The following is a 25,273-nucleotide window of genomic DNA, read 5'->3' on the forward strand; positions in this document are numbered from 1 at the left end:
CAAAATTAGTCAAAAGCACGACATATTATACATTCAGACAATAATAAAATTTATTTTCTATAAAAAATCCTCTCCATGACGGAAAAACCGCAACAGAGAGGAATTGAAAAGATAGAAATCGAGGCTTTGTTACCGCTCTTTACACCTTAATACTATTCCTGAACTACAGGTTTGATTATATCGAGGGAAATGAATTGGCTTTCATAATCAGAACACATAGACAAATCCTAACGAAGCTCCCCTCAGCAAATTAATGGAGAAGGATTTCTGTCCGGAGTTATATCCCAATGCCCCAAGTGACGTAGTAAGATATGTCTTACTGGAAAGGGAAATAAGCAGTCCAGGTGTATATCCAAATGAGAAAGCAAATGCATTTTCGGCTACTCCGAACCCCATACTTAGAGTATTCATCATTCCAATCGTCTTGTTGAACGGAACGTAATAACCTCCACAAGGCCCTATGGCAAATATGCTTGCTCCACCAGGTGCAACTGACAATCCTAATTCTCCACCTACATACCAATTGTCAGTAAGCATATAGTTGACACCCGGAGAAAGAGAAAATGTCACATCTACGTCCGTACTGCTTCTAACTACTCCCCATCCGCTTACAACTTCCGTACTACCGATGTCCAACGTCAAACCGATGTTTCCACCAACGAGGAGGTCTCCTTTTTTCAACTGGGCATTGGCTGCCGATACCATCACTAACAGGCCGATGGCCCACATAATCATTCGTCTCATAATTCGTTATTATTTAAGGGTTAAACAAGTGTCATCCGCTTCCATGCCGTCAGCGCAGCAGTTGCATCTGCTGGTACTCGATGGTTGACCCGATGTTGGGATTGAAGAAGTAGCTGTCCGACGACAGGATGGTACCCGCATCCGAAGTGCTCCACACCTGCGTGCCGCTGCCGATGGGAATGTCCACCACCGTGCCGTCGCTGCTCACGTATGGGTTCACGCCCCGTATGGCCTCGCTGTGCAGTTGCGTCACGCGGTCTTGCATGGCACTGGTGCTCTCGTACATGGACTTCTGTATGTCGCTGATTTCGGCGGCATTCTGCCGGAGCTGCTCGCTGATGCGGGCAGCCTGCTGCTGGTTGCGGATGATGCCCGCCCGCACATTCTGCTTGATTCGCTCGATGCCCGCCTGCTGTATGGCGGCGATGGCCTGCATGTACTGCGGGTTGACCCGAATCGACGCCTTCATGCGCGAGGCTTCACCGCCCGCCGTGTCCAGACTCTTTTCATCGGCAGCCGTGTAGGTGGTCAGCTCAAGCACGTTCCACATGCGGCGGTCGATGGTGCGCATCGTGCCGTAGGGCATCCGCACGTCGAGGATAAAGAAGAAGGCGGTTGCCATGTGATACAGCTCCTCGCCGTTCTCCAGCTTGATGACACAGCCGATGGCCGCCGCATCCGCCTTGGCTCCGAGTATGTTGGCGAAGCTGCTGCCCATCACCGAGTTGGCCAGACCCTGTTGGAAATTCCGCAGGAGTATTTGGCCGTATTTGTCAGCGTATTGTCTCATCGCGTCCGGCAGCTTGTCGTAAGTCTGCACATCCTTCAGTTCGATGGAGCGTGCATGGGGAAACTGCGTCCTTACCACGTATTGCAGGTAGTCTTCGGCGGTGGTGTAGGGCCGCTTCATGCTGCGCAGCAGGGGGTGGCGTTGTCCGGTAGCCACACCGTCGTTCTCGTCGTAGTAAGAGCGGATCGCCTCGGAGTAGAAGCCCAGCTTCCTCGCCCCGTCGCTCCCCTTGATTTGGGTGTTGACCGACCCGTTCGCCTGCTGGAAGTCCTCCAAGTCCACCCTCCCCACCAGCTGCCAGCCGGGCAGGCACTCGATGGTGAGCACCTGGGCGTTCTGCATATAGGGATCCTTCAGGCTGACCGTCCTTGTCTCGTTGTACACCGTTGCGGTGGGCTTGCGCTCGTCCGTCCCTGCCGGGGTCGTCCCCTCGGCAGCGCTTTCGCTTCCTCCTGCCCCTCCGCACCCGGCGGTGAGACAGGCAGTCAACAATAGTATGGGATACATGTTCATGCTGTTGTTATTTATAATTTGGGAGAACAAGAATCAGAAAGCCAGGACAGGACGCACATAATTGCCTTTGGAACCTCTATCTCCATATTTGCGCTGATAATACCGATAGCCCTTCGCTTCAGTTGAGGTGTAGATTTGACGATATTCCCATATTTGTCTGTCATTCCAAGCCGGATCATTTGGGTCATTTATAGTTTCCTGAGAAACATATCTACGAACCGCACGTATATATTCTTTCAAATCCTCTCGCGTGGTCGCGTTCTTGACTTTCTCGAATTGTCCATCCATAAATTTCCAGACACTCATTATGACCATACCCCATTCATCATCATTATATCCAGCAGCGGCGTAAGCTATTTGTCCATAAGATGGCAGGAACCATCCGCTGCTATTCTGAGGAGCAGCGAGCGAAAGTTGCCAGTCGTAAACGTCTCCGATATCTATTTTGACCAAAAGGTCTTGATGATACCCTGTTTCACCATGATATGTATCTTTCCATCCAAAACTCTTTTTACCATAGTTGATGGCAAGTGTCAAGGCAGGGTATTCACAACAAGCATGGTTTGTAGCGGCTATATATTCCAGCATAGCCATGCAGTTGTAATAGCCGTTGAAATCATCCTCGCTATCGATGGTACCCATATATGCTCCCTCATGCTCTTTTCGCGTGCCACTGTCTCTTGTCAAACCAAAATTTTTGTCTTCCCTTAAGGCGTTGCACCACCGGGCGTAGTTCCACCATTCACTAATTAAGGGCTCATCTTCCGGATCATAGGTAACATGACATTGGTTCGGTACATGCGTCAGCGATACGACATAGCCGTGGACGGTGCTGCCCAGCACGGGGCCGCCTGCGGTGAGCGGTCGGGTATAGTCGGACTGGTCGGTCTCATGCCTTCCGGCATAGAACACGATGCCGATGCAGGCATCCGCCAGTTCCGCGCTCAGCTCGCTGTCGCCACGCAGCAGGGAGCCGTCGTTGAGGTAAAAGTCGCCCAAGCGTGCATGGTCGAGCGGTTTGTTGCCCAGCACGCCGGGCAGCGGTTCGTCGGTGATGGTGAAGGTGTACACCTCGCTCCAGTCGGACGATGCCACCGCTGTCACCGCCTTGACGCTCGCGCTGCGTCCGGTCGGAGCATCGCCTTCAGCCAGTGCCTTGACACTCACGCTGTGTTCGCCCGGAGCGTAGTCGAAGAGGCTGAAGCTGATTCCGGGTTCGGAAACGGGCACTTCCTTCCCGTCGTCTATCTTGTAGAGATAGGAAACGGCATTCGTGACGGGTGCCCACGAAACGGTCACGGTGCAGCTTTCCTTATTCACATCGGCATTCAGTGCTTCGGGTGTCTGCAGCTTCGCGCTTTCCACGGTGAAGTCTGCCTTGCCCCACTCCGAAGGGCTGAACAAATCGGGCTGTGCGGTACTGACTGCCTGCACCGTGATGGAGTGGCTGCCTCCCTCGAATTTACTGTACGGCTGGAGTTCGAGGCGCGTCTCCCCGGTTTCGTACAGGGTTTCGTCGCCGGAAATCTTGTAATGGTAGTTGTCCGCATTCTCCACCGCCTGCCACGAGGCGATGATGGTCTTTGCGTTCATATCCACATTCACTGTGACGACCGGAGTGGCGAGTTGCGTCTGCTCGGTCGGTTCGTCGATAGCGGTCGGGTCGTCACTTTCGCACGCCGTCATCAGCGGGAGGACCGCTAAAATGTACATTGCCAAGTAGAAGATTTTCGTTTTCATAATGTCATACCTTTTATAAGTTAATTCATTGATAAGCACCTCCACCCCGAAGTGTTCATGCTGTTGATATTTATCATATTTGGGGAGATTAATAATTAGAAAGCCAGAACAGGACGTACATAGTTTAAACATCCGTAACCATAATATCCATCTCCGTAAATGTTTACTACATAACAATCTCCATATCCATCATTCCTTATAAACTCAGATGAGGAATAATAGGAATGTATAGCAAAAGAATAATACTGTGGATCTATATGTTCTTTCAATTCTTCTCGTGTGGTCGCATTCTTGACTTTTTCGATTTGTCCTCTCACAAATGTCCTGTCAGCGGGAACCAAAGGACTGTAACTATCTTTAGGATAGAAATAATACAGTTGTCCGTAAGATGGCAGGAACCATCCGCTGCTATTCTGAGGAGCAGCGAGCGAAAGTTGCCAGTCGTAAACGTCTCCGGCATCTACTAAATTCCAAAAATCATATCCATTCTCAGTTATGTACTCAACTCTATATCCCCTTTTACCATAGTTGATGGCAACATGCAGGGCCGGAAAAATGCAACAATTAACTGTAGCAGCATAGTTAAGTATAGCCATGCAGTTGTAATAGCCGTTGAAATCGTCTCTGCTTCTGCAAGTACCCCTACACGTATAAAGATGCTTACTTCGCTTGTCACCGTCAGGACTTCCGTCCGCTCTCACGGCATTGCAATGACTAAACTCTACAACGTTTTTATTTGAATTGCTTCCTGCCTGGGTCGGTACATACGTCAGCGACATGACATAGCCGTGGACGGTGTTGCCCAGCACGGGGCCGCCTGCGGTGAGCGGTTGGGTATAGTCGGACTGGTCGGTCTCGTGTCTTCCGGAATAGAACACGATGCCGATGCAGGCATTAGCCTGTCCCTCGCTCAATTTGCTGTCGGCACGCACCAGTGAGCCGTCGTTGAGGTAGAAGTCGCCCAAGCGTGCATGGTCGAGCGGCTTGTTGCCCAGCATGCCGGGCAGAGGCTCGTCGGTGATGGTGAAGTACGCCTCGCTCCAGTCGGAAGCAAGGTGATCGGGCGACATTTCCTCGGCCAGGGCTCTGACGCTCATGCAGTGTTCACCCGGGGTGTAATCGAACAGGCTGAAGCTGACCTCGGTGCCGGCAGCGGCTATTTCTTCGCCGTCGTCTATCTTATAAAGATAGGAAAACGCATTCTCGACAGGCGTCCACGACACGTTAACGCTGCAGTTCTCCTTATCCACATCGCAATTCAGTGACTCCGGCACTCGAAGCTTCGTGCTTTCAACCGAGAAGTCCACCTTGCACCACTCCGATGCGATGAATTGTTCCGGATCGTACGTGTTGACAGCCTGAACCATAATGGAATGGTTGCCTTCCAAGAATTGACTGAAAGGGAGGAGTTCGAGGCTCGTCTCCCGAGTGCCGTGCAAGATTTCGTCGCCGGAAATCTTGTAGTGGTAGTTATCCGCATTCTCCACCGCCTGCCATGACACGATGATGGTCTTTGCGTAAACATCGATTTTAACTGCAACCACCGGAGTCGCAAGCTGCGTCTGGCCGATGGAGGGCTGTTCCTCCTTTTCGCACGCCGTCATCAGCGGGAGGACCGCTAAAATGTACATTGCCAAGTAGAAGATTTTCGTTTTCATAATGTCATACCTTTTATAAGTTATATTCATTGATAAGCACTTCCGCCCCCGGCGGAGAGACAGGCAGTCAACAATAGTATGGGATACATGTTCATGCTGTTGGTATTTATTGTAATTTGGGAAATCAAGAATCAGAAAGCCAGGACAGGACGTACCATATTCTTACTCGCACCCGGTACTCCAGTATAAAGATACTCGCGCAAGGAAGACTCACTGCCGTTCATCTCTTCTGATGAGGTGGTAATTTTATAGTCCCTCCAAGGAGTTTCCATCCATCTATCAATATCATCATCAATATACCTTTCAACCGCACGTATTCTGTCTTCGACTTTCAAACCTTCATTCGTGGTCGCGTTCCTGACTTTCTCGAATTGTCCATCCATAAATTTCCAGACATCGTCACGACCCAAATGATAGCCAGCAGCGGCGTAAGCTATTTGCCCGTAAGATGGCAGGAACCATCCGCTGCTATTCTGAGGAGCAGCGAGCGAAAGTTGCCATTCATCAAAGTCTTCATCTTTTTTTACCCAAAGGTGCTCATGATAACCAACTAAACCGTCATCCCAATTTATCCATCCAATGCTCTCTTTACCATAGTTGATGGCAACTTCCAGGGGTGGGCAAAGACAACAACCCATGCCTTTCAGATATTCCAGCATAGCCATGCAGTTGTAATAGCCATTGAAATCTTCCTCGCTATTACTGGTACCCATATACATTGCATTATGCATTTGTCGCGTTTCATAGTCGGCGGCCAATACCGGGCTTCCAAAACCCCATGGATCCTGGTAGCTTGTGGCGTTGCACACTCTGTAACGGCTTGAGTAGACCCAATAACCCCATACATCATAAGTTCTATCTTTACAGAAATGCCATCGGGTCGGTACAGGCGTCAGCGATACGACATAGCCGTGGACGGTACCGCCCAGCACGGGGCCGCCTGCGGTGAGCGGTCGGGTATAGTCGGAGCGGTCGGTCTCATGCCTTCCGGCGTAGAAGACAATGCCGATGCAGGCATCCGCCAGTTCCGCGCTCAGCTCGCTGTCGCCACGCAGCAGGGAGCCGTCGTTGAGGTAGAAGTCGCCCAAGCGTGCATGGTCGAGCGGCTTGTTGCCCAGCACGCCGGGCAGCGGCTCGTCGGTGATGGTGAAGGTGTACACCTCGCTCCAGTCGGACGATGCCACCGCTGTTACTGCCTTGACGCTTGCGCTGCGTCCGGTCGGAGCATCTCCTTCAGCCAGTGCCTTGACGCTCACGCTGTGCTCGCCCGGAGCGTAGTCGAAGAGGCTGAAGCTGATTCCGGGTTCGTCAACGGGCACTTCCTTCCCGTCGTCTATCTTGTAGAGGTAGGAAACGGCATTCGTGACGGGTGCCCACGAGACGGTCACGGTGCAGCTTTCCTTATTCACATCGGCATTCAGTGCTTCGGGTGTCTGCAGCTTCGCGCTTCCGACGGTGAAGTCAGCCTTGCCCCACTCCGAAGGGCTGAACAAATCGGGCTGGGCGTTGCTGACTGCCTGCACCGTGATGGAGTGGCTGCCTCCCTCGAATTTACTGTACGGTTGGAGTTCGAGGCGCGTTTTCCCGGTTTCGTACAGGGTTTCGTCGCCGGAAATCTTGTAATAGTAGTTGTCCGCATTCTCCACCGCCTGCCACGAGGCGATGATGGTCTTTGCGTCCCCGTCCACATTCACTGTGACGACCGGAGTGGCGAGTTGCGTCTGCTCGGTCGGTTCGTCGATAGCGGGCGGTTCGTCACTTTCGCACGCCGTAATCAGTGGGAGGACCGCTAAAATGTACATTGCCAAGTAGAAGATTTTCGTTTTCATAACTATAATATTAGGTTAATACAATAGGAACACACTTCGTTTCTCTTTAAAGATAAGATTTAATATACTTACTTGCAATAGGTTATAAACCTGCTTTACACGAACATAGACACTGCTTACATGAACGGCACGGCAGGAGACACGAACCATTGTTTTTCTCTTTTATCCTGTTAACACATTGGATAAGTAAACGAAAAGGAATATATTTGCAACAAAGAAACCTTATAGAAAACACATGACACAAAAGAAATATATATGCCACCTATTAGCTAAAATGTCTTTCTTACTGGGACTGCTGCTCCCGATGTCCGCACTATGCGCAACGCATGTAAGTGTAACCGTTACTTCGGGATACTCTTTCCGCCGCTACACCACGCAGGACGGCTTGCCCCAGATGCTCACAGAGTGCATCCACCAGGACAAGATGGGGTACATCTGGATAGGTACCCTTGCAGGATTTGTACGCTATGACGGTTTCGAGTTCGTGCCATATCTCAAGGGGGGAAGACCGGAAAACATAGTAGCCTTTCATGAGGACTCACTTGGTGTCACAGCCTTAGGTTTCCGTCGCAAGCACCTCGCCGGAGAAAACGGACTGACTGACACCAGTCCGCTAAACAACCGAGGGATGTTACTCAACAACCTTAATTCATCATCATTACCACCGGACTACCTCCTGCTGGAAAACGAGCAGGAACAAGAACGTGAAATTTGCCGCCCCACCGCTGAAGATACAGAAACCGTGCTGCGCTCTCCACTGCTCGACGAAATGGATGCCTGCCGACGTGTGTTTGCCGACACAACAGACGGTATCTTCTATATACCTACCGCAGAACGCACTTACCGTGTCAAAGCAGATGGCACGCAGCTGCCTGCCCTTCTTGTCCCACAAGGCTACTCGCTGCTTCGGACTGACAATATGCTTTACCTCTTCGCCGCAGATGGTGTGTATTCCTGCCACGGGGCTTCGACACAACGGATAATACCTTTCCACTTTCTCGCACCCGACTACGGCATCGGAGCCTGTGCCGACAGACAAGGAAACATCTACCTGCACGACGCACATAACCTCTACCGTTTCAACCCCACTAAAAATAAAGTAGAGCAGCTTGTAGATGGCATAAACCTCATCAGGCAGATGTACATCGACCGCGAAGGCAACATCTGGCTTGCCACTTATCAAGGTGTGTACAACTTCTTCCGACTGAACTTCATGAACCACACTTTAACCGACCGTAACGACATCCTCCGCTCCATAGGTATCACCTCTGAAGGACATTTAATATGCGGCACACTAAACGGCAAACTGCTTGAGGGTAACACAGCTAAGGAACTACATCCTGTTCACTACCCAAATAGCAAAGACAACTACTTCCTGCCATACACCGCCCGTATAGGACAAACCATCTACCTGCTTGGTCAAGGTGATGTACTGGCTTATGAAGATACTCGCAGACAATGGCTTAACCTACCATACCTAAACTACCGTTTCCTTGCCGGATATGGTGACAGCCTGCTCGTCGCTACCAAACAGGAATTGTTCGTCACAGACCGTCATGGACACATTCTAAATACCCACAAAGGACTGCGTGACATATTCTGTGCCTGTCCGGATGGATATGGCAACTTGTATGTGGGCACCGCATACGGTCCTGTGCGGATAAGCGGAAACAAACAGGTCGCCATTCACCAGCCTGAAGAAGGGATTCCATGTACCACCATGACTACTACACTACAAGGTGAAATACTAATTGCTTCGGGCGAGAAACTATATACCGTACGCAATGACTCTGCAATCATGATTCATGATTACGAAAGTCCTATTCGCTCTATCTGCCAAACAAAAGACAACTATCTCATTGTGGCAGTGGTAAACGGACTGTACATCACCGATAACAGACTTCTGCAAACAATGTTCTTCAACCGCTACAACGGTTTTACCGGTATCGAACCGCTTGTGGCTCATATAGCCGAAGCGGATGACGGAACAATATGGATACCTTGTGTTGACCGGACTGTTTCATTCCGCTCCCGCGACCTGACATACCAATATACCGTACCAAATCTGGAAATGGTCTCAATAGAAGCATCTGCCGACAATGTTGACTGGCAATCCTTGCCAATATCCTCCAGGCAGATAACGCTCTCCTATCCTATGCGTCACCTGCGCTTTTCTTTCATAGCAGTGTCCCATTCGGCTACGGGCAACGTATATTACCGGTATCGGCTGAAAGGACTCCAGAAACAATGGTCCGAGCCGCAAAGTGCCCGCGAAGTACAATTCAACAACCTTCTGCCAGGCCGTTATAGGCTGGAAGTGGAGGCTTCGATAGGTGCAATCGCCTCACCTGCAATATACATCGACTTACATCTGCGTCCGGCTTTATGGCAACAACCATGGTTTTGGATTATATCAGGACTGCTGATAGCCGGTGGTATATGGGCATTGACCTTCCATTATTACAAGCGCCACGAACAGAAACAGACGCAAAGACTGAAACGTGAAACCATGCTGAACAATCTGCTGTTGAAGTCCATCCGACTAAAGTCTATTCCACACTTCAACTCTAACGTGCTGGCAGGTATAGAATATTTCATATTGAACCATTCTGTGGAGGAAGCCAACAAATACCTCGCCTTATACTCTCGTTTTACCAACACTTTACTGATGGACGTGGATAAGCCATCACGCTCACTTGCGAAAGAACTTGAATACGCCAGCCTATACCTAACACTTGAGCAGTTACGCTATGGGGATAACCTGGCTTACGATATATGCATAGATCCGAAAGCGGATACCTCTGTACAAGTACCTAACATGATGTTGCACACATACTGCGAAAACGCAGTAAAACATGGTCTGCGCAACAAACGTGGTCGCGGACACCTCCTCATTGAAGTAAAAGCCAGAACTGGAGGCATCTGTGTATCAGTCACCGATGATGGTGTAGGACGTGAAGCTGCCGCCATCCTCTCCGGCACATCCACCAAGCAAGGATTAAATATCATGGAACAACAAATTGAACTTTACAACCAGCGTAACGCCGAGCATATTGTACAAACAGTGACAGACCTGAAAGATACAGACGGGAATGGCTGCGGCACTCGTTTTGAGTTATACATTCCCTATAATTATAATTATTTCTAATCAAACCTGCACATGAAAAAATACCGTGCCATAATCGTAGAAGACGAACGGCTTCCACGCTTGTCCCTCATCAGAAAACTTGAAGATTACCACCCGGATATTGATATAGTAGAATGTTGCGAAGATTACAATTCGGCATTGAAAGCCATACTGCGCCACCGGCCGGACATACTATTCCTTGACATTCAGCTGCAAGGTTCCACCACGCTGCAACTTCTGTGTGAACTGAAAGAAGCCATGCCACTGCCACATATCATCTTCACCACAGCTTACAACAACTCGGAGTATCTGCTCCAGGCTATCCGACTGGCTGCTGCCGACTACCTTCTTAAACCGGTTGAAGTGTCCGAACTGGCAAAAGCAATACAGCGCATCAAAGAACGTGACGAACACAATGCCTTACCATACGTACCGGCAAGACCTGATTCAGACAAATTCCCATTCCGAACGTTGAACGGCACATTGTTCATAGGGAAAAAAGAAATCGTATTTGTGCGTGCCAGCGGTAATTATTCGAATGCCACCCTAACAACAGGCGAGGAAATCATCTTAGAACGTCTTGGTGTCATCGAAACCCGACTGGGCGAAGAACATTTCATAAGAGCCGGAAGAAATCTGCTTCTCAACCGACAAATGATCTATAAAGTAGATACCAGGCATAAGTCGTGTACCCTGCGCACTCCAAATGGAAAGGAATACAGTATAGACTTATCTGCTGGAGGATTAGAATCTGTAGAAAAATCCACAAAACATAAAATGACATAAAAATCCATTACAAAAAAATTCCCTCTCTGCAACAGTAAGCCACAAAGAGGGAATAAAGATTCTCTTATAATAAATTATCAGTTGTTTTCAGGACGAAGTTTACGTACTGTAACAGCAGTCTGCCACATTTCGCTTTCACGCAAAGCTTTCAATTCTGCTTCAAGTTTTTCACGATAGTCAGGCTTAGAGTTAGAGTCGATAGAAATCTGAGCTTCGTTACCGCTCTTAACGCTCTGATACAATTTCTGAACTACAGGTTTGATAGCATCGTGGAACGGGCCCATCCAGTCAAGAGCACCACGCTGAGCTGTAGTAGAACAGTTTGCGTACATCCAGTCCATACCGTTCTTAGCGAACAATGGCATCAATGACTGAGTAAGCTCTTCTACAGTTTCGTTGAATGCTTCAGAAGGAGTATGTCCGTTTTCACGCAATACTTCGTACTGTGCAAGAAGCAATCCCTGAATAGCACCCATCAATGAACCACGTTCACCTGTAAGGTCAGAAGTAGCTTCACGCTGGAATGTAGTTTCGAACAAATATCCTGAACCGATACCGATACCAAGAGCGATAGTTCTGTCGAATGCCTTACCTGTTACATCCTGATAAATAGCGTATGATGAGTTCAAGCCGCGGCCTTCGAGGAACATTGTACGCAATGAAGTACCTGATCCTTTAGGAGCAACCATGATAACATCGATGTCAGCAGGAGGAACCACACCTGTACGGTCGTTCCAAGTAATAGCGAAACCATGTGAGAAATACAATGCCTTGCCAGGAGTAAGATATTGTTTGATTTTAGGCCATACAGACATTACAGCCGCATCAGACAAAAGACACATTACGATAGTAGCCTTCTGACAAGCTTCCTCGATACCGAACAATGTTTCTCCTGGTACCCAGCCGTCAGCGATAGCTTTTTCGTATGTTTTGCCCGGACGCTGACCTACGATGACATTGAATCCGTTGTCGCGAAGGTTCAATGACTGACCTGGTCCCTGTACTCCATATCCTATAACTGCAATTGTTTCGTTTTTCAAGATTTCACGTGCTTTTTCCAATGGAAATTCATCGCGGGTGATTACATTTTCCATCACACCGCCAAAATTTAATTGTGCCATGTTTTTTATAAGTTTTTAAGTTTATAAGTTTATAAGTTCTTAAGTTTGTAAGTTTATAGGTTAGTTACGAGTTGACAAGTTGACCAGGTTTCCTTCCGGTCAGTTACCAATAACTAACAACCATCAACTCATTCTTAATTATTAATTTTTAATTCTTAAATATCACTTTGCTTCTTACTACCACCTCACTATCGTTCTTCTTCACTTCTATGTCGTACTCATTATCCGAAATCTGTTCACGATAGAAGGTCAGCTTATCGCCGAAATAACTTTCCGCAACATACGCCATCTCAAAACGATGTATCATTTTTTCGCGGAAGACATCCATATGAAACAAGTCAAGTATATGCTCTATGTATTTTATACTGTTCACATGTCCGTTGCAGTCTATATCGCTGTATTTTGCCACATATTCACCTACAGGCTCTACCGAAGCAACCTTTATTCTTCCTGGCTTCTCGATTGGACATTCCTTCTGGCATATATAGTCAACGATACTGCCACCGTGCAGTGTAAGCAAATCGGCCGGCTTACGTGTTTTAAGATCTATCATCGCCCATATTGAACGCGCATAACCGATAGGTTTTCCATCCTTGTCGAGAATAGAGAAGTTTCGGTCGGTAAACAGGCGGTAAACATTCTCCACCCATGTCTGTACACTGAATTTCTCATACTGCATTGGGAATTCTTCCATCTCTATAGCCAGACGGGATAGCACCCACGTAAAATGGCTTTCATTCAGTTCGGCAATGCCAAAGCCACGTTCTGTGGCATGAAAACCGGCACAGTTAAGCAGATGATTACCCAAAACTCCCATCGTCAACTTTCCTGTAAAGTCAACATGAAATGGTTCTGCGACAAAGTTATATGTGCCAACTTTATTTTCTTCTCCCATAACAAGAAATGTTTTAAAGTCCTTTTTTATATCTTTCCTCACGGTGAGCAAGATACTCGTTCACACGCTCAAAACAACTGGTAGATACAGCAATTCTTCCAGAACGTACAAACTGAAGAACGCAATTAAGCCTTTTCAAATCCTCGTACAGGAATGTTATCTCATCGCTCATACCAACCATCTCTATTATAGAGAACACCGGATTTACTTCAACAATATGTGCATTAAATCTTCTGACTACCTTCGATGCCTCAGGATTGTTCTGAAACTCCGGTGTAGATACCTTGTACATAGCCACCTCGCGCTGAAAGATTTCCTTATCTGTAAAATAGTGTGCCTGAATGACATCCATTTTCTTCTCTATCTGGCGTACAACCTTCTCCACAATATCTGCAGTTGTCCAGCAAGTGATTGTATATTTGTGTACTCCTGCAATAGAGGAAGCCGACACGTTAAGGCTTTCGATGTTAATCTGTCGGCGTGTAAAAACGGCAGTCACCTGATTAAGCAAACCGGCTATATTTTCCGAATGAACTATGATAGTATATAATGTCTTATTTTCCATTTTTAATCCTCCTACTCGTTAGCAATCCAAATCCATCATCATATAGTTAACCGAGCTTCCCGGAGGAGTCATCGGCAATACATTACCTTCTTCCACTACGCATACTTCAAGAAGGAACGGACCGTCTGTTGCAAGCATCTCCTCTATTCCGTCTTTAAGCTCTTCACGCTCAATAATTCTTCTTGAAGGAATACCATACGCCGATGCTATCTGCATATAGTCAGGATTCATCATCGGAGTGAACGAATATCTTCTGTTGAAGAACATTGCCTGCCACTGACGTACATTTCCCAGATAGTTGTTATTCATCAGAATCATCTTAACCGGAGCTTTCTGTTCCATGATAGTACCGAGTTCCTGCATTGTCATCTGCAGACCACCGTCGCCCATTATCGCACATACAGTACGGTCCGGACGACCGAATGTAGCTCCTATGGCTGCCGGGATACAGAATCCCATTGTTCCCATACCGCCTGAAGTAACTACGCTTCTACTCTTAGTAAACTTGAAGTATCGGCATGCCATCATCTGATTCTGACCAACGTCTGTTACCAATATCGCTTCATGGTTTGTAGCCTCACTGACAGCGTTTACTACCTCACCCATATTTATCGGACCATTTTCAGGATAAACCTCGCGTTTTATTACCTTGTCGAATTCCTGTTGCTCGTACTGGCTGAAACTCTCAATCCATGCAGTATGTTTATTAGGCTGGATAAGTTCTGTAAGCAGACCTAAAGTACGTTTGCAGTCACCAAGCACCGGAACATGTACAGGTACATTCTTGCCTATCTCCGAAGGATCAACATCAAGGTGTATCACCTTTGCCTGTTTGGCGTATGTTTCAAGTTTTCCTGTCACACGGTCGTCGAAACGCATACCGACTGCAATAAGCACATCACATTCGTTGGTCTTTACATTTGGACCGAGATTTCCGTGCATTCCCAGCATTCCCTTGTTCAGAGGATGTTCCGAAGGCATTGCCGAAAGTCCCAACAATGTGCATCCACAAGGAATATCAGCTTTTTCTACAAACTTAAGCAACTCTTCCTGAGCATTACCTAATTCAACGCCCTGCCCTACGAGAACCAAAGGTTTTTGAGACTCATTGATAAATCTGACAGCCTCTGCCAAAGCCTTAGGCTCTGTTTCCGGATCAGGATCATAGCTGCGAATGAAATCAACATCTACCGGTTCGTAATCCGTCATTTCTATTTGGGCATTCTTCGCAAAGTCGAGTACCACAGGTCCCGGACGTCCTGAACGGGCAATATAGAAAGCTCTTGCCACAGCCCAAGCCACATCCTCTGCACGGCGTATCTGATAGCTCCATTTTGAAATAGGCTGTGTGATACCAACTAGGTCAACCTCCTGAAAGGCGTCAGTGCCGAGAAGACCTGCTCCTACCTGTCCTGCTATCACCACTATAGGTGTACTGTCTATCATTGCATCAGCTACACCTGTTATGGTATTTGTCGCTCCCGGGCCACTTGTCACCAGACATACACCCACTTCACCGGAAACTCTGGCAAATCCCTGTGCGGCATGTGCAGCACCCTGTTCGTGACGTACCAATATATGGTTAAGTTTATCTCTATGATCATATAAAGCATCGAATACAGGCATTATCGCTCCTCCGGGATAACCGAAGATAGTCTTTACTCCCTGATGCTCAAGCGAGCGCATCAATGCTTCACCACCTGATATTTTCTCTTTCATATGTATATGCTTTTTAGTCAACAATTCTTACTCCACCTTTATCAGCCGAACTTACCATGCTTGCGTAAGCCTTGAGTGCCTTAGACACCTTGCGGTCGCGAGTGACAGGAGTCATCGGACGTGCGGCAAGTTCTTCATCCGAAAGTTTCACATTGATACTGCGGTTCGGTATATCTATTTCGATAATATCACCATCCACAATCTTGCCGATATTTCCTCCGGCAGCCGCTTCAGGAGATATATGTCCGATACTCAATCCAGATGTACCGCCACTGAAACGTCCGTCGGTAATCAGTGCACATTCCTTACCGAGATGTTTAGATTTGATATACGATGTAGGATAAAGCATCTCCTGCATACCCGGACCACCCTTAGGTCCCTCGTGAGTGATTACTACCACATCGCCGCTTACAACCTTTCCGCCAAGGATACCTTCGCAAGCCGATTCCTGAGAATCGAACACCTTTGCAGGTCCCGAGAACTTCCAGATACTTTCGTCCACGCCGGCAGTCTTCACTACACAACCATCCTGTGCGATATTACCTTTCAGCACTGCCAGTCCGCCGTCCTTGCTATAGGCATGTTCCAAATCGCGGATACATCCTGTGGCACGGTCTGTATCGAGTTCCTTATAATAATTGCCCTGCGAGCCAAGTTTGATAGAAAACTTTCCTCCCGGAGCACTTGTATATATTCTTTTTGCTTCTGCATCAACTTTTTCAGCAGAAATATCATATTTAGCAATAGCCTCGGCCAATGTCATACCGTCCACACGCGAAACTGATGTATCGAGCAGACCGCCCTTGTTCAGCTGCGCCAGAATATTCATGATACCTCCGGCTCTGTTCACATCCTGGATATGATATTTCTGAGTGTTAGGAGCAACCTTGCAAAGACAAGGCACACGGCGTGACAACATGTCGATATCGTCCATTGTGAAATCCACTTCCGCTTCATGTGCTATTGCCAGCAGGTGAAGAACGGTATTTGTAGAACCGCCCATGGCGATATCAAGTGTCATTGCATTAAGGAAAGCCTGACGTGTAGCAATGCTTCTCGGCAATACGCTTTCGTCGCCGTCCTGATAATATTTATAAGCATTTTTTACGATGAGAGCCGCAGCATCCTTGAACAACTGCTTACGGTTTTCGTGAGTTGCGACTATAGTTCCGTTGCCCGGAAGAGCCAGACCGATAGCCTCGTTCAGACAGTTCATTGAGTTTGCAGTAAACATACCCGAGCAGCATCCGCATCCCGGACATGCATGTCTTTCTATCTGCGCTACATCCTCATCGCTCACTGTCGGGTCGGCCGACTTAATCATCGCATCAATAAGGTCAAGATGCTGACCGCCCCACTCTCCTGCTTCCATCGGACCGCCTGACACAAACACCGTAGGAATATTCAGTCGCATGGAAGCCATAAGCATACCCGGAGTGATCTTGTCGCAGTTTGAAATGCAGACCATAGCATCAGCCTTATGAGCGTTCACCATATATTCCACACTGTCGGCAATGATATCTCTTGATGGCAGCGAATAGAGCATTCCGTCGTGTCCCATTGCTATACCGTCGTCTATCGCGATAGTGTTGAACTCAGCGGCAAAACATCCTAACTTCTCTATTTCCTCTTTCACCTGCTGACCTATCTCATGCAAATGTGTGTGTCCAGGAACGAACTGTGTAAATGAATTCACAATAGCAATGATAGGTTTGCCCATCATTTCCTTTTTCATTCCATTTGCCACCCATAATGCTCTTGCACCGGCCATACGTCGGCCTTGTGTACTCATCGAACTGCGTAACTCATTTTTCATTTTTATCTCTCCTTATTTAATCAAAAAGCCTTTCTCATACACATGTGAGAAAGGCTTTCATCAATATCATATATATGCAACTACATACATGAACCTTCCTCACCTCTTGGTTCCAGGACCACGACGCGAATAATATGCAGGACTGCCAGGTTAATGATAATGTTAGTTGCTTTCATACTTTTTCTGTTATTTTTGTTATTACGATTGCAAAGGTAAAGGGATTTTCGGAACAAACAAATAAAATGATAGTTTTTTTTGAAGAAAAATATCATTTATCAGAGAAAACGGTAAATTTGCTACATATTATTACATAAAGAGCGCAAGTCACAATCTAAATTCCCTCTCGTAAAAAGGATGAGATTGAAATATCGCAGTCCAGACATAGATAGCGTAACACGTTCGTGCAACGCGTGTAACACAATCGTGCGACGAGAGTAACACGAACGTGCGACGAGCGTGACACGAACGTGTTACTGTAATTATATCAAAACATTATATTTCTGATATATTATCACAAAAACATTATGATTTATTATTAACTTTGTTCCTTACTAAAAAAATATAAACATAAGCATGAAATTCATTTCAAGAATACATCAGCGTTGGCATGACTTCCTTCATAACGATGAACTGAAAGAAAAGATATATTCTATTGTGTTTGAATCGGATACGAAAAAAGGAAAGCTGTTCGACATAATCCTCAATAGCAGTGCCTACAGGTATAGTTTCAGCTACAATGGTGAGCGAGCATAAAAAACTGGAAAAGCGGAAATGCTCACGCTGCAACCGCGACGGGCACGATTTCGAGGCCTTATACTGCAAATACTGTGGCGCGAAACTGAAAATGGAGAAGCCCGGGAGTTTGTGAACGAGAGGCCGAATAATGAGAGATTCTAAAAGACAACAATTCAAACATAATATAATAATGAAAGGAAAAACAATCTTAATCACCGGTGCCACAAGCGGCATAGGTGAAGGCTGCGCAAGAAAATTCGCGGCCATGGGAAGCAGACTTATACTGAACGGACGAAATACTGAAAAACTGGAAAGTCTGAAACAGGAACTTGAAAAGACAGGAACAGAAGTCGTAACTCTTCCATTCGATGTTAGAAACCGTGAAGAAATGCGTAATGCCATAGACTCTCTGCAAGGAGAATGGAAGAATATAGATGTTCTGATAAACAATGCCGGTCTGGTTTTGGGCATTGATAAAGAACACGAAGGTTCATTGGACGAATGGGACGTAGTGATAGACACCAACATCAAAGGACTACTGGCAATGACACGCATGATTGTTCCGGGTATGGTGGAACGCGGATGCGGACACATTATTAATATAGGTTCCATTGCAGGCGATGCGGCATACGCGGGCGGCAGCGTTTACTGCGCAACCAAGGCTGCGGTAAAAGCACTGTCGGACGGACTACGTATAGACCTTGTTGACACTCCTCTGAGAGTAACCAACATCAAGCCGGGAATGGTTGAGACCAACTTCTCCGTTATCCGTTTCCGTGGAGACAAAAACAAGGCAGATGCCGTTTACGATGGGCTGAAACCACTTACAGGTGACGACATAGCCGATGTGGTTTATTACGCAGCATCAGCCCCTGCTCATGTACAGATAGCAGAAGTTCTGGTTATGCCTACTTATCAGGCTACAGGAACTGTATGCCACAGACAAAAATAAATTGCATACACTTACCATAAAAGCTAAGAAGTATAATCCAAAACAGCGTTTAAATACCATTTAAATACTATTTAAACAGTACTCTGATAAGATATAGTAACATGGCAGAACAATTCGGAAAAACATGGTGGGGCAGCGAATGGCTCCGCTCGCTTACTCATATAGACTATGACAACCGTATCCCTCGCGGAGCTACATACGCACGCAAAGGAAACGTTATAGACATAAAACTGAAAGAGAATATCATCACTGCAAAAGTGTCAGGAAGCAGGATAACACCATATAAGGTCAATATCATCATTCCTCCTTTCTTCCCGGAACAGATTGACGCGCTGATGAATGAATTAATCAAGTATCCGGGCATTATATCACGTTTGATGAACAGGGAGATGGCTCCGGAAATCATGTCAATAGCCAGAAGCTGCGGACTCAAGATTTTCCCTGAAAAATGGACCGACCTGAAAATGCAATGCAACTGTCCGGACTGGGCCGTGCCATGCAAACACCTTGCTGCCGTAATCTACATGTTCAGCCGCGAGATTGACAATAATCCATTCATTGTGTTCAGTATGCACAATGTAGATATTATGGAAGAGCTTAAGAAACGCGGAATATCTATCGAAGAGACCAGCAATGATATATCAGTACAGAACATAAAGGAGGTGGTAAGAACAAAAGGCTCTAGGGAAGTGAGCCATGGGGAACCTGTGTTCAAAAGAATAGACTTCTCAAAACTGACAGACAAGTCGGAAGCCTTGCTCATGCTCCTGGCAGAAAACCCTCCTTTCTCCACTACAGGGGATTTCAAAGAAAAATACTCGACTGAAATAATGCGAGCAAAGAAGAATGTACAACGATTCTTCTCAAGGAGGCTTGACGCTTCGGGACTTTTCCCTCAAACGGACATCATATCAGGCAAGGAGATTAAAGCCGATAGAGAATTTTCATTACAGTTTGACAGCAATCTGAAATGGAAAGTAATGAACATCAGCTATGAGGGACAGGAACCGATAACGGACTTTTTTGACGACGGTTCATTGCCTCTGGCTCTGCTAAATATAAACCCTGACTTTCTGCCCGACTATCATCCTTCGGTCATAGCTCTGAACCAGGCTCTGATATGTTCACTGCATCTGCTGTCGAAAGGAGCTGTAGCACCACAGATACTTCAGCTTTCAAGTAAAGAGTATGCCATCAGGTGGATTCCGGCTTATATCGACAGCCAGGTAAGACAACTAATGGATATGCTTGAAGATATTATTCCCGACAAACTGCTTGAATTCAGACCGGTGGAACGTAAAACAGGAAAATTTATTTACAACAAGGGAGAGTGGATTGTGTCGTTCTTCCTAGGAAAACTCATAAACAGACTTACGGCCGACAGCCTGAAATTGCCTGTAGAGGAATTTTTCTTCAAGGAGAGCCACCTTCCCTTCAGCGGTGTAGGAGAAAAAGAAACGCCGGGCGGAATAAAATCATGGATAGCATCATACTCGCTCATCGAATCAGACTACCGACCTGTTCTCTATGTAGAAGAAAGTACCGATGGCGGTTTCGACATTACCGTTGGCGTGGAAAACACACGCAAACCGGAAAAGGAAGTCACAGCACTGTCCGATGTACTCTCACAACCCGAATATGAGCACGAACGCTTCACCATTCTGAGAAGCTTCACCCTGCTGGCAGGAATGATGAAAGACCTCAACGGATATATTGCTAATGGAGCAAAACAAGCTTTACACTACACCGAAAAGACATTCCTGCCCGTAATACTCGAAATAATACCTGCTGTAAAGATTCTTGATTTCAAGGTTTTCATGCCTAAATCGCTTCAGCAACTCATACGTCCGAAAGCATCATTGTTGCTGAAAAAGAAATCCGGAAGTGAGAAAGGCTTCCTGAGCCTTGCCGATTTGTTCACCTTCGACTGGGAAGTGGCACTTGGCAATGAGATAGTGTCGATGGAAGAGTTCATGAAACTGCAGAAGAATGCCGGAGGACTGATAAAATTCAAGCAGAAATATATCTATACCGATGCAGAAACTCTGGAAAAGCTTCATGACGCTTTCCACAAGATGGATAAACTCACTCCGGCACAGTTGCTGCAGGCCGCCCTTACAGAGGAATACAACTCTGCACCTATACGCCTTACAGACGATGTGCGACAACTTATCAAGGAATTGACCGAACAGGAGAACATTGCCCTTCCACGGAAACTTAACGCACAACTGCGTCCGTACCAGGAACGTGGATTCTCATGGATGTACCGCAATATGCGCATAGGCTTCGGTTCCGTGCTTGCCGATGACATGGGATTGGGTAAGACACTGCAGGCTATAACTCTTATTCTGAAACTGAAAGAAGAGGGAGCATTGAAGGAAGGCAAAGTCATCATAGTTGTACCTACGGGTCTGCTCACGAACTGGCAAATGGAGATAAGCCGATTCGCTCCGTCGTTGTCAACATTCGTCTATCACGGTACTGGCAGAGATTTGAAGAGCTTTAAATCAGATATTCTGTTAACTACATATGGAGTTCTGCGCTCTGACAATGCCAAACTTAAAAAAAGACAATGGACTATAATGCTAATTGACGAAGCACAAAACATAAAGAACAACGATACGGCACAGAGTAAGGCTGTGAAGTCAATTCCTGCCACAACTCACATAGCTCTGAGTGGTACTCCGGTAGAAAACAGGCTTACAGAATTCTGGAGCATAATGGATTATGCCAACAAAGGCTATCTGGATACGTTTAAAGCCTTCAAGGAAAACTATACGAACCCTATCCAGCTTTGGAATGACGGCGATTGTGCCAAGCGCTTCAGAAAAGTAACAGCTCCGTTCATGATGCGAAGAATGAAGACAGACAAGAATATCATTTCCGACCTGCCTGACAAGATAGAACTTAATGTATATGCTTCGCTCAAACCTGAACAGGCCGCTCTCTACGAAAAGACCCTGGAAGCTGCCATGAACGAAATAGAGGGAATACCTACAACAGACAACGAATCTTTGTTCAAACGACAAGGACTCATCCTCCAGATGATTATGGCGCTTAAACAAATATGCAATCATCCGGCACAATTCCTTAAAAACGGTGACCGGAGGTCTGAATTGTCAGGCAAGACAGAAATGCTACTCGACAGAATAGAAGGGATTGTAGATGGCGGCGAAAAGGTGCTTGTCTTTACGCAATATCGAGAGATGGGTGATATGTTAGTGGACTTCATAACCGAAAGGACAGGAGAAAAACCACTGTTCTATCATGGTGGATGCAGTATTAAAGAACGTCAGACAATGATTGACCGCTTCCAGAACAACCGCACAGACAAGGTTTTCATCCTTTCGCTTAAGGCAGCGGGAACAGGACTAAACCTGACAGCCGCAACCCATGTAATCCATTACGACCTTTGGTGGAACCCTGCTGTTGAAGCACAGGCTACCGACCGTGCCTACCGTATAGGCCAAAAGAGCAATGTCATGGTTCACCGCTTTATCACCAAAGACACATTCGAGGAACGTATCAATGACATGATACAACAGAAAAAGCATCTGGCTGACATGACAGTTTCGAGCGGCGAAAGCTGGATAGGCAAACTAAGCAATAAAGAATTACGCGAGATATTCGGCTGATAAACAACAATAAAGTATAACAACCAGAAAAACATTTAGCATGATTTAGAGCCAATATGTCGCATAAGAGCAAAAAATATATGAAATATCTCAAGTCCTTCTTGGTATGGTTATGTTTCATACCGGCAGCAATACTTAATGGTGGCTTCAGAGAGTATGTTTTAATCAAATATTTGGATACCGCACTAGCTACAGCCATAAGCGGTATCCTGCTCTGTATCTTAATATTGCTTATCACATGGCTGCTCCTACCCCGGTTAGTCACTCTCAATAATAAAGAGAGTTATATAACCGGCATAATATGGATGATACTCACTATCCTTTTTGAGTTTACATCAGGCATTGGAACAGGTGTACCTATGAAAGAACTCATAGCAGCGTATAATCCGTTATCCGGAAATTTATGGATATTGGTAGTCCTAACAACAATGCTTGCACCGACAATAATATCAAGAATAAACAAACGATATGAATGAAAACAACTTCGACATAACATTCTGGCTGAAAGTTTTTCAAGAGAGACTTATCTCACTATTCGGCAACAGAATTAAGTTTTTCGGACTGCAAGGCAGTTACGGACGAGGCGAACAGACAGCCGACAGCGACATAGATGTGGTAATAATTCTTGACGAAGTAAATTTTAAGGACTTACAGAATTATCAGTCAATGCTTGACTCTTTCGATGAACATGACATGATATGCGGATTCGTATCCGGAGAAAGAGAACTGATTAACTGGGAAAAATCAGATCTCCTTCAACTGGTTCTTGATACGAAGCCCATAATCGGCTCATTAGATTATCTGCAAAAAACATCTAGCGATGACGACATACGCCGCTCCGTTTTGACCGGAGCCTGTAACCTGTATCATGCCTGTTCCCATAATTTTCTTCATGCAAAAGATATAAACACCTTAGTCGGACTCTATAAAGCTGCACGTTTCACCGTACGCATGAAACATTTTCTTGATACAGGCTCTTACATCAGTTCAATGAAACTCCTGTCAGAACATGTCACAGATAAAGACCGTACTATACTGAATATAGCATCTGCAGATTTTCAAGAAAACGACTTTACCAAACGAAGCCACATATTGATTGAATGGGCTAGTGAAATAATAACCGAATATCACGGATAAATTCTTTATTTCATAAAAAATCTATTACTGATTATAATAATTACAACTGTTTTAGTTATATTTGTTTTGGTTCATTAGATTATAAACAATAATATTTCCAATACATATCATTATGAAAAACGACAGAATTTCTTTCCCATGTACATGGAGTATGGGCGTTACGGTCATAACAGCCATAACAGTTATTATTCTGGTTGCATCAACATATTTTATCTGGACAGATGATTTTCCGTCATCAATGCTTTGGCTCAAATACACGCTCATAGTTGTTTTTATAGCTACCATTATAGGTGGATTTGGCTATATGCCGATACGGTTAACTATTGGAAATGATAAAATAATTTTACACAGACTGTTTGGCGATATTAATATACCTATAAAGGATATTATAGCAATAAAAGCCATACCAAACTCAGAAACAGCTTTTTCAATTAGAATATTCGGCAGCGGTGGCCTATTTGGATATTTAGGAAAATTCAAAAATAAAAAATTAGGTAATTACACTATGTATGCAACCAATGTCAATGAATTAATCCTTATTCGTACAGACAGAAAGACGTATGTATTCAGTTGCAAGAACAGGGCTGAATTTATTGAGTCTTTATAACTAATAATAATATAATAAATGATATAGATACATGGCAAGCAACATTGACTTCATAGAGTTTATATGTTCCCAAATAAAAGGAATTGGAACTGTACGCTATCGCAAGATGTTTGGCGATTATATGATTTACCTCAACGAAAAGCCTATAATACTTGTATGTGACAATATAGCTTACGTTAAGAAGCACCCTTCGATTGCCAACTTAATGCAAGACAGTGAAGCCGGCATCCCATACAACGGTGCAAAGGAACACTATATTATGGACGTAGAGCACAAACACCCTTTGATTGATGTGATAAGTACATTGGAAAAGGTATTACCATTGCCAAAAGAGAAAAAAGTAAAAAAGAAAAGTTCAAGAAATAATGTTAATCCTTTCCATAAGATTCCTAATGTAGGACCAAAAACAGAAAAGGGTCTTAAAGCCATGGGCTACACCACCACCGAATCATTAAAAGGTAAAAAAGCAGACGATTTATACCTGGAAGAGTGCTGTTTACTTGGTTACACTATAGACCGCTGCCAGCTTTACCTGTACCGTGCATTAGAATATTACATCAATACGGAAAAACCGGATACCGATAAATGTAAATGGTGGTACTGGAAAGATGAATATTTCCATCCTTCCCCATGCGGTGCAAAATGTGTAGAGTGTCCATCTTTCCCAAAAGACTGCAAGGGATGCCGCAAAATAAAAGGCAAAGTATTTTGGCTTCAATACACAGGTGATGAAGTTTGTCCAATATGGAAATGCTGTAAGGAACAAAAACGTGAAAACTGTGGAGACTGTCCGGAATTACCTTGCACCCGTTTCATGAAAGATCCTACATTATCAGATGAAGAGAATGAGACCAATCTGAATAAGATGATTAACAATCTTACAAAAAAGAATAAATATATGACA

17 protein-coding genes and 2 pseudogenes are annotated in these 25,273 nt (G+C 45.6%); 9 read left to right on the top strand and 10 right to left on the bottom strand.

Going from position 1 to position 25,273, the window contains the following annotated elements:
- Positions 1-207: 207 nt before the first annotated feature.
- From I6E11_RS03000 to I6E11_RS03020, 5 genes are all read right to left on the bottom strand, one after another.
- Positions 208-744 (bottom strand): hypothetical protein, encoded by a 537-nt coding sequence (locus I6E11_RS03000; RefSeq protein WP_235336333.1) that lies wholly within the window; start codon positions 742-744, stop codon positions 208-210.
- A 49-nt stretch (positions 745-793) separates the two neighbouring features.
- Positions 794-1,876: a hypothetical protein gene (locus tag I6E11_RS03005; RefSeq protein WP_235336334.1), complete on the bottom strand. Its 1,083-nt coding sequence runs from the start codon at positions 1,874-1,876 to the stop codon at positions 794-796.
- Positions 1,877-2,080: 204 nt separating this feature from the next.
- On the bottom strand, positions 2,081-3,787 hold the full coding sequence (locus tag I6E11_RS03010) for a hypothetical protein (protein WP_235336335.1): 1,707 nt from the start codon (positions 3,785-3,787) through the stop codon (positions 2,081-2,083).
- A 95-nt stretch (positions 3,788-3,882) separates the two neighbouring features.
- Complete coding sequence (locus I6E11_RS03015; protein ID WP_235336336.1) at positions 3,883-5,331, bottom strand: hypothetical protein; 1,449 nt, start codon at positions 5,329-5,331, stop codon at positions 3,883-3,885.
- Between the two features lie 245 nt (positions 5,332-5,576).
- Complete coding sequence (locus I6E11_RS03020) at positions 5,577-7,274, bottom strand: hypothetical protein (RefSeq protein ID WP_235336337.1); 1,698 nt, start codon at positions 7,272-7,274, stop codon at positions 5,577-5,579.
- Positions 7,275-7,548: 274 nt separating this feature from the next.
- Between I6E11_RS03020 and I6E11_RS03025 the strand changes: the two genes are divergently transcribed.
- Together I6E11_RS03025 and I6E11_RS03030 are read left to right on the top strand one after the other, a co-directional pair.
- Positions 7,549-10,422 carry a sensor histidine kinase gene (locus I6E11_RS03025; protein WP_235336338.1) on the top strand — a complete coding sequence of 958 codons (2,874 nt, stop codon included), beginning with the start codon at positions 7,549-7,551 and terminating at the stop codon, positions 10,420-10,422.
- Positions 10,423-10,434: 12 nt separating this feature from the next.
- On the top strand, positions 10,435-11,187 hold the full coding sequence (locus I6E11_RS03030; RefSeq protein ID WP_154042857.1) for a LytR/AlgR family response regulator transcription factor: 753 nt from the start codon (positions 10,435-10,437) through the stop codon (positions 11,185-11,187).
- Between the two features lie 77 nt (positions 11,188-11,264).
- Here the strand turns inward: I6E11_RS03030 and ilvC are convergent, their stop codons facing one another.
- From ilvC to ilvD, 5 genes are all read right to left on the bottom strand, one after another.
- Positions 11,265-12,308: a ketol-acid reductoisomerase gene (ilvC, locus tag I6E11_RS03035; protein WP_235336339.1), complete on the bottom strand. Its 1,044-nt coding sequence runs from the start codon at positions 12,306-12,308 to the stop codon at positions 11,265-11,267.
- A gap of 148 nt (positions 12,309-12,456) precedes the next feature.
- Complete coding sequence (locus I6E11_RS03040) at positions 12,457-13,203, bottom strand: acyl-[acyl-carrier-protein] thioesterase (protein ID WP_154042859.1); 747 nt, start codon at positions 13,201-13,203, stop codon at positions 12,457-12,459.
- Between the two features lie 13 nt (positions 13,204-13,216).
- The gene (gene ilvN / locus I6E11_RS03045; protein ID WP_154042860.1) at positions 13,217-13,768 is read right to left on the bottom strand and encodes an acetolactate synthase small subunit; all 552 of its coding nucleotides are present in this window, start codon (positions 13,766-13,768) and stop codon (positions 13,217-13,219) included.
- An 18-nt stretch (positions 13,769-13,786) separates the two neighbouring features.
- A complete protein-coding gene (gene ilvB, locus I6E11_RS03050) occupies positions 13,787-15,487 on the bottom strand; it encodes a biosynthetic-type acetolactate synthase large subunit (protein WP_235336340.1) in 1,701 nt (566 codons plus the stop codon).
- A 13-nt stretch (positions 15,488-15,500) separates the two neighbouring features.
- Positions 15,501-17,303 (bottom strand): dihydroxy-acid dehydratase, encoded by a 1,803-nt coding sequence (gene ilvD, locus I6E11_RS03055; RefSeq protein WP_235336341.1) that lies wholly within the window; start codon positions 17,301-17,303, stop codon positions 15,501-15,503.
- Between the two features lie 573 nt (positions 17,304-17,876).
- Between ilvD and I6E11_RS03060 the strand changes: the two are divergent.
- The 7 genes and pseudogenes from I6E11_RS03060 to I6E11_RS03090 form a co-directional block, all read left to right on the top strand.
- Positions 17,877-18,005: pseudogene (locus I6E11_RS03060) on the top strand (ion transporter); the annotation flags it as partial.
- 223 nt (positions 18,006-18,228) lie between these two features.
- A complete protein-coding gene (locus I6E11_RS03065) occupies positions 18,229-18,990 on the top strand; it encodes an SDR family NAD(P)-dependent oxidoreductase (protein ID WP_235336343.1) in 762 nt (253 codons plus the stop codon).
- A 101-nt stretch (positions 18,991-19,091) separates the two neighbouring features.
- Complete coding sequence (locus tag I6E11_RS03070) at positions 19,092-22,625, top strand: DEAD/DEAH box helicase (RefSeq protein ID WP_235336344.1); 3,534 nt, start codon at positions 19,092-19,094, stop codon at positions 22,623-22,625.
- 80 nt (positions 22,626-22,705) lie between these two features.
- On the top strand, positions 22,706-23,101 hold the full coding sequence (locus I6E11_RS03075) for a hypothetical protein (protein ID WP_204404997.1): 396 nt from the start codon (positions 22,706-22,708) through the stop codon (positions 23,099-23,101).
- Positions 23,094-23,762 (top strand): nucleotidyltransferase domain-containing protein, encoded by a 669-nt coding sequence (locus I6E11_RS03080; RefSeq protein WP_235336345.1) that lies wholly within the window; start codon positions 23,094-23,096, stop codon positions 23,760-23,762. Before I6E11_RS03075 ends, I6E11_RS03080 begins: the two co-directional genes overlap by 8 nt.
- A gap of 112 nt (positions 23,763-23,874) precedes the next feature.
- On the top strand, positions 23,875-24,369 hold the full coding sequence (locus I6E11_RS03085) for a PH domain-containing protein (protein ID WP_235336346.1): 495 nt from the start codon (positions 23,875-23,877) through the stop codon (positions 24,367-24,369).
- 259 nt (positions 24,370-24,628) lie between these two features.
- Positions 24,629-25,174, top strand: a pseudogene (locus I6E11_RS03090) (helix-hairpin-helix domain-containing protein); the annotation flags it as partial.
- Positions 25,175-25,273: the final 99 nt, after the last annotated feature.

The sequence above is a fragment of the Bacteroides caecigallinarum genome (assembly GCF_021531075.1).
Taxonomy (GTDB): domain Bacteria; phylum Bacteroidota; class Bacteroidia; order Bacteroidales; family Bacteroidaceae; genus Phocaeicola; species Phocaeicola caecigallinarum_B.

What these genes read in the sequence shown, in the direction of transcription:
- ilvD (WP_235336341.1), bottom strand. Translation starts at nt 17,303, where the DNA reads ATGAAAAATGAGTTACGCAGTTCGATGAGTACACAAGGCCGACGTATG.
- I6E11_RS03080 (WP_235336345.1), top strand. Translation starts at nt 23,094, where the DNA reads ATGAATGAAAACAACTTCGACATAACATTCTGGCTGAAAGTTTTTCAA.
- I6E11_RS03075 (WP_204404997.1), top strand. Translation starts at nt 22,706, where the DNA reads ATGAAATATCTCAAGTCCTTCTTGGTATGGTTATGTTTCATACCGGCA.
- I6E11_RS03085 (WP_235336346.1), top strand. Translation starts at nt 23,875, where the DNA reads ATGAAAAACGACAGAATTTCTTTCCCATGTACATGGAGTATGGGCGTT.
- I6E11_RS03040 (WP_154042859.1), bottom strand. Translation starts at nt 13,203, where the DNA reads ATGGGAGAAGAAAATAAAGTTGGCACATATAACTTTGTCGCAGAACCA.
- I6E11_RS03000 (WP_235336333.1), bottom strand. Translation starts at nt 744, where the DNA reads ATGAGACGAATGATTATGTGGGCCATCGGCCTGTTAGTGATGGTATCG.
- I6E11_RS03020 (WP_235336337.1), bottom strand. Translation starts at nt 7,274, where the DNA reads ATGAAAACGAAAATCTTCTACTTGGCAATGTACATTTTAGCGGTCCTC.
- ilvN (WP_154042860.1), bottom strand. Translation starts at nt 13,768, where the DNA reads ATGGAAAATAAGACATTATATACTATCATAGTTCATTCGGAAAATATA.
- I6E11_RS03025 (WP_235336338.1), top strand. Translation starts at nt 7,549, where the DNA reads ATGTCTTTCTTACTGGGACTGCTGCTCCCGATGTCCGCACTATGCGCA.
- I6E11_RS03065 (WP_235336343.1), top strand. Translation starts at nt 18,229, where the DNA reads ATGAAAGGAAAAACAATCTTAATCACCGGTGCCACAAGCGGCATAGGT.
- ilvB (WP_235336340.1), bottom strand. Translation starts at nt 15,487, where the DNA reads ATGAAAGAGAAAATATCAGGTGGTGAAGCATTGATGCGCTCGCTTGAG.
- ilvC (WP_235336339.1), bottom strand. Translation starts at nt 12,308, where the DNA reads ATGGCACAATTAAATTTTGGCGGTGTGATGGAAAATGTAATCACCCGC.
- I6E11_RS03010 (WP_235336335.1), bottom strand. Translation starts at nt 3,787, where the DNA reads ATGAAAACGAAAATCTTCTACTTGGCAATGTACATTTTAGCGGTCCTC.
- I6E11_RS03030 (WP_154042857.1), top strand. Translation starts at nt 10,435, where the DNA reads ATGAAAAAATACCGTGCCATAATCGTAGAAGACGAACGGCTTCCACGC.
- I6E11_RS03005 (WP_235336334.1), bottom strand. Translation starts at nt 1,876, where the DNA reads ATGCAGAACGCCCAGGTGCTCACCATCGAGTGCCTGCCCGGCTGGCAG.
- I6E11_RS03070 (WP_235336344.1), top strand. Translation starts at nt 19,092, where the DNA reads ATGGCAGAACAATTCGGAAAAACATGGTGGGGCAGCGAATGGCTCCGC.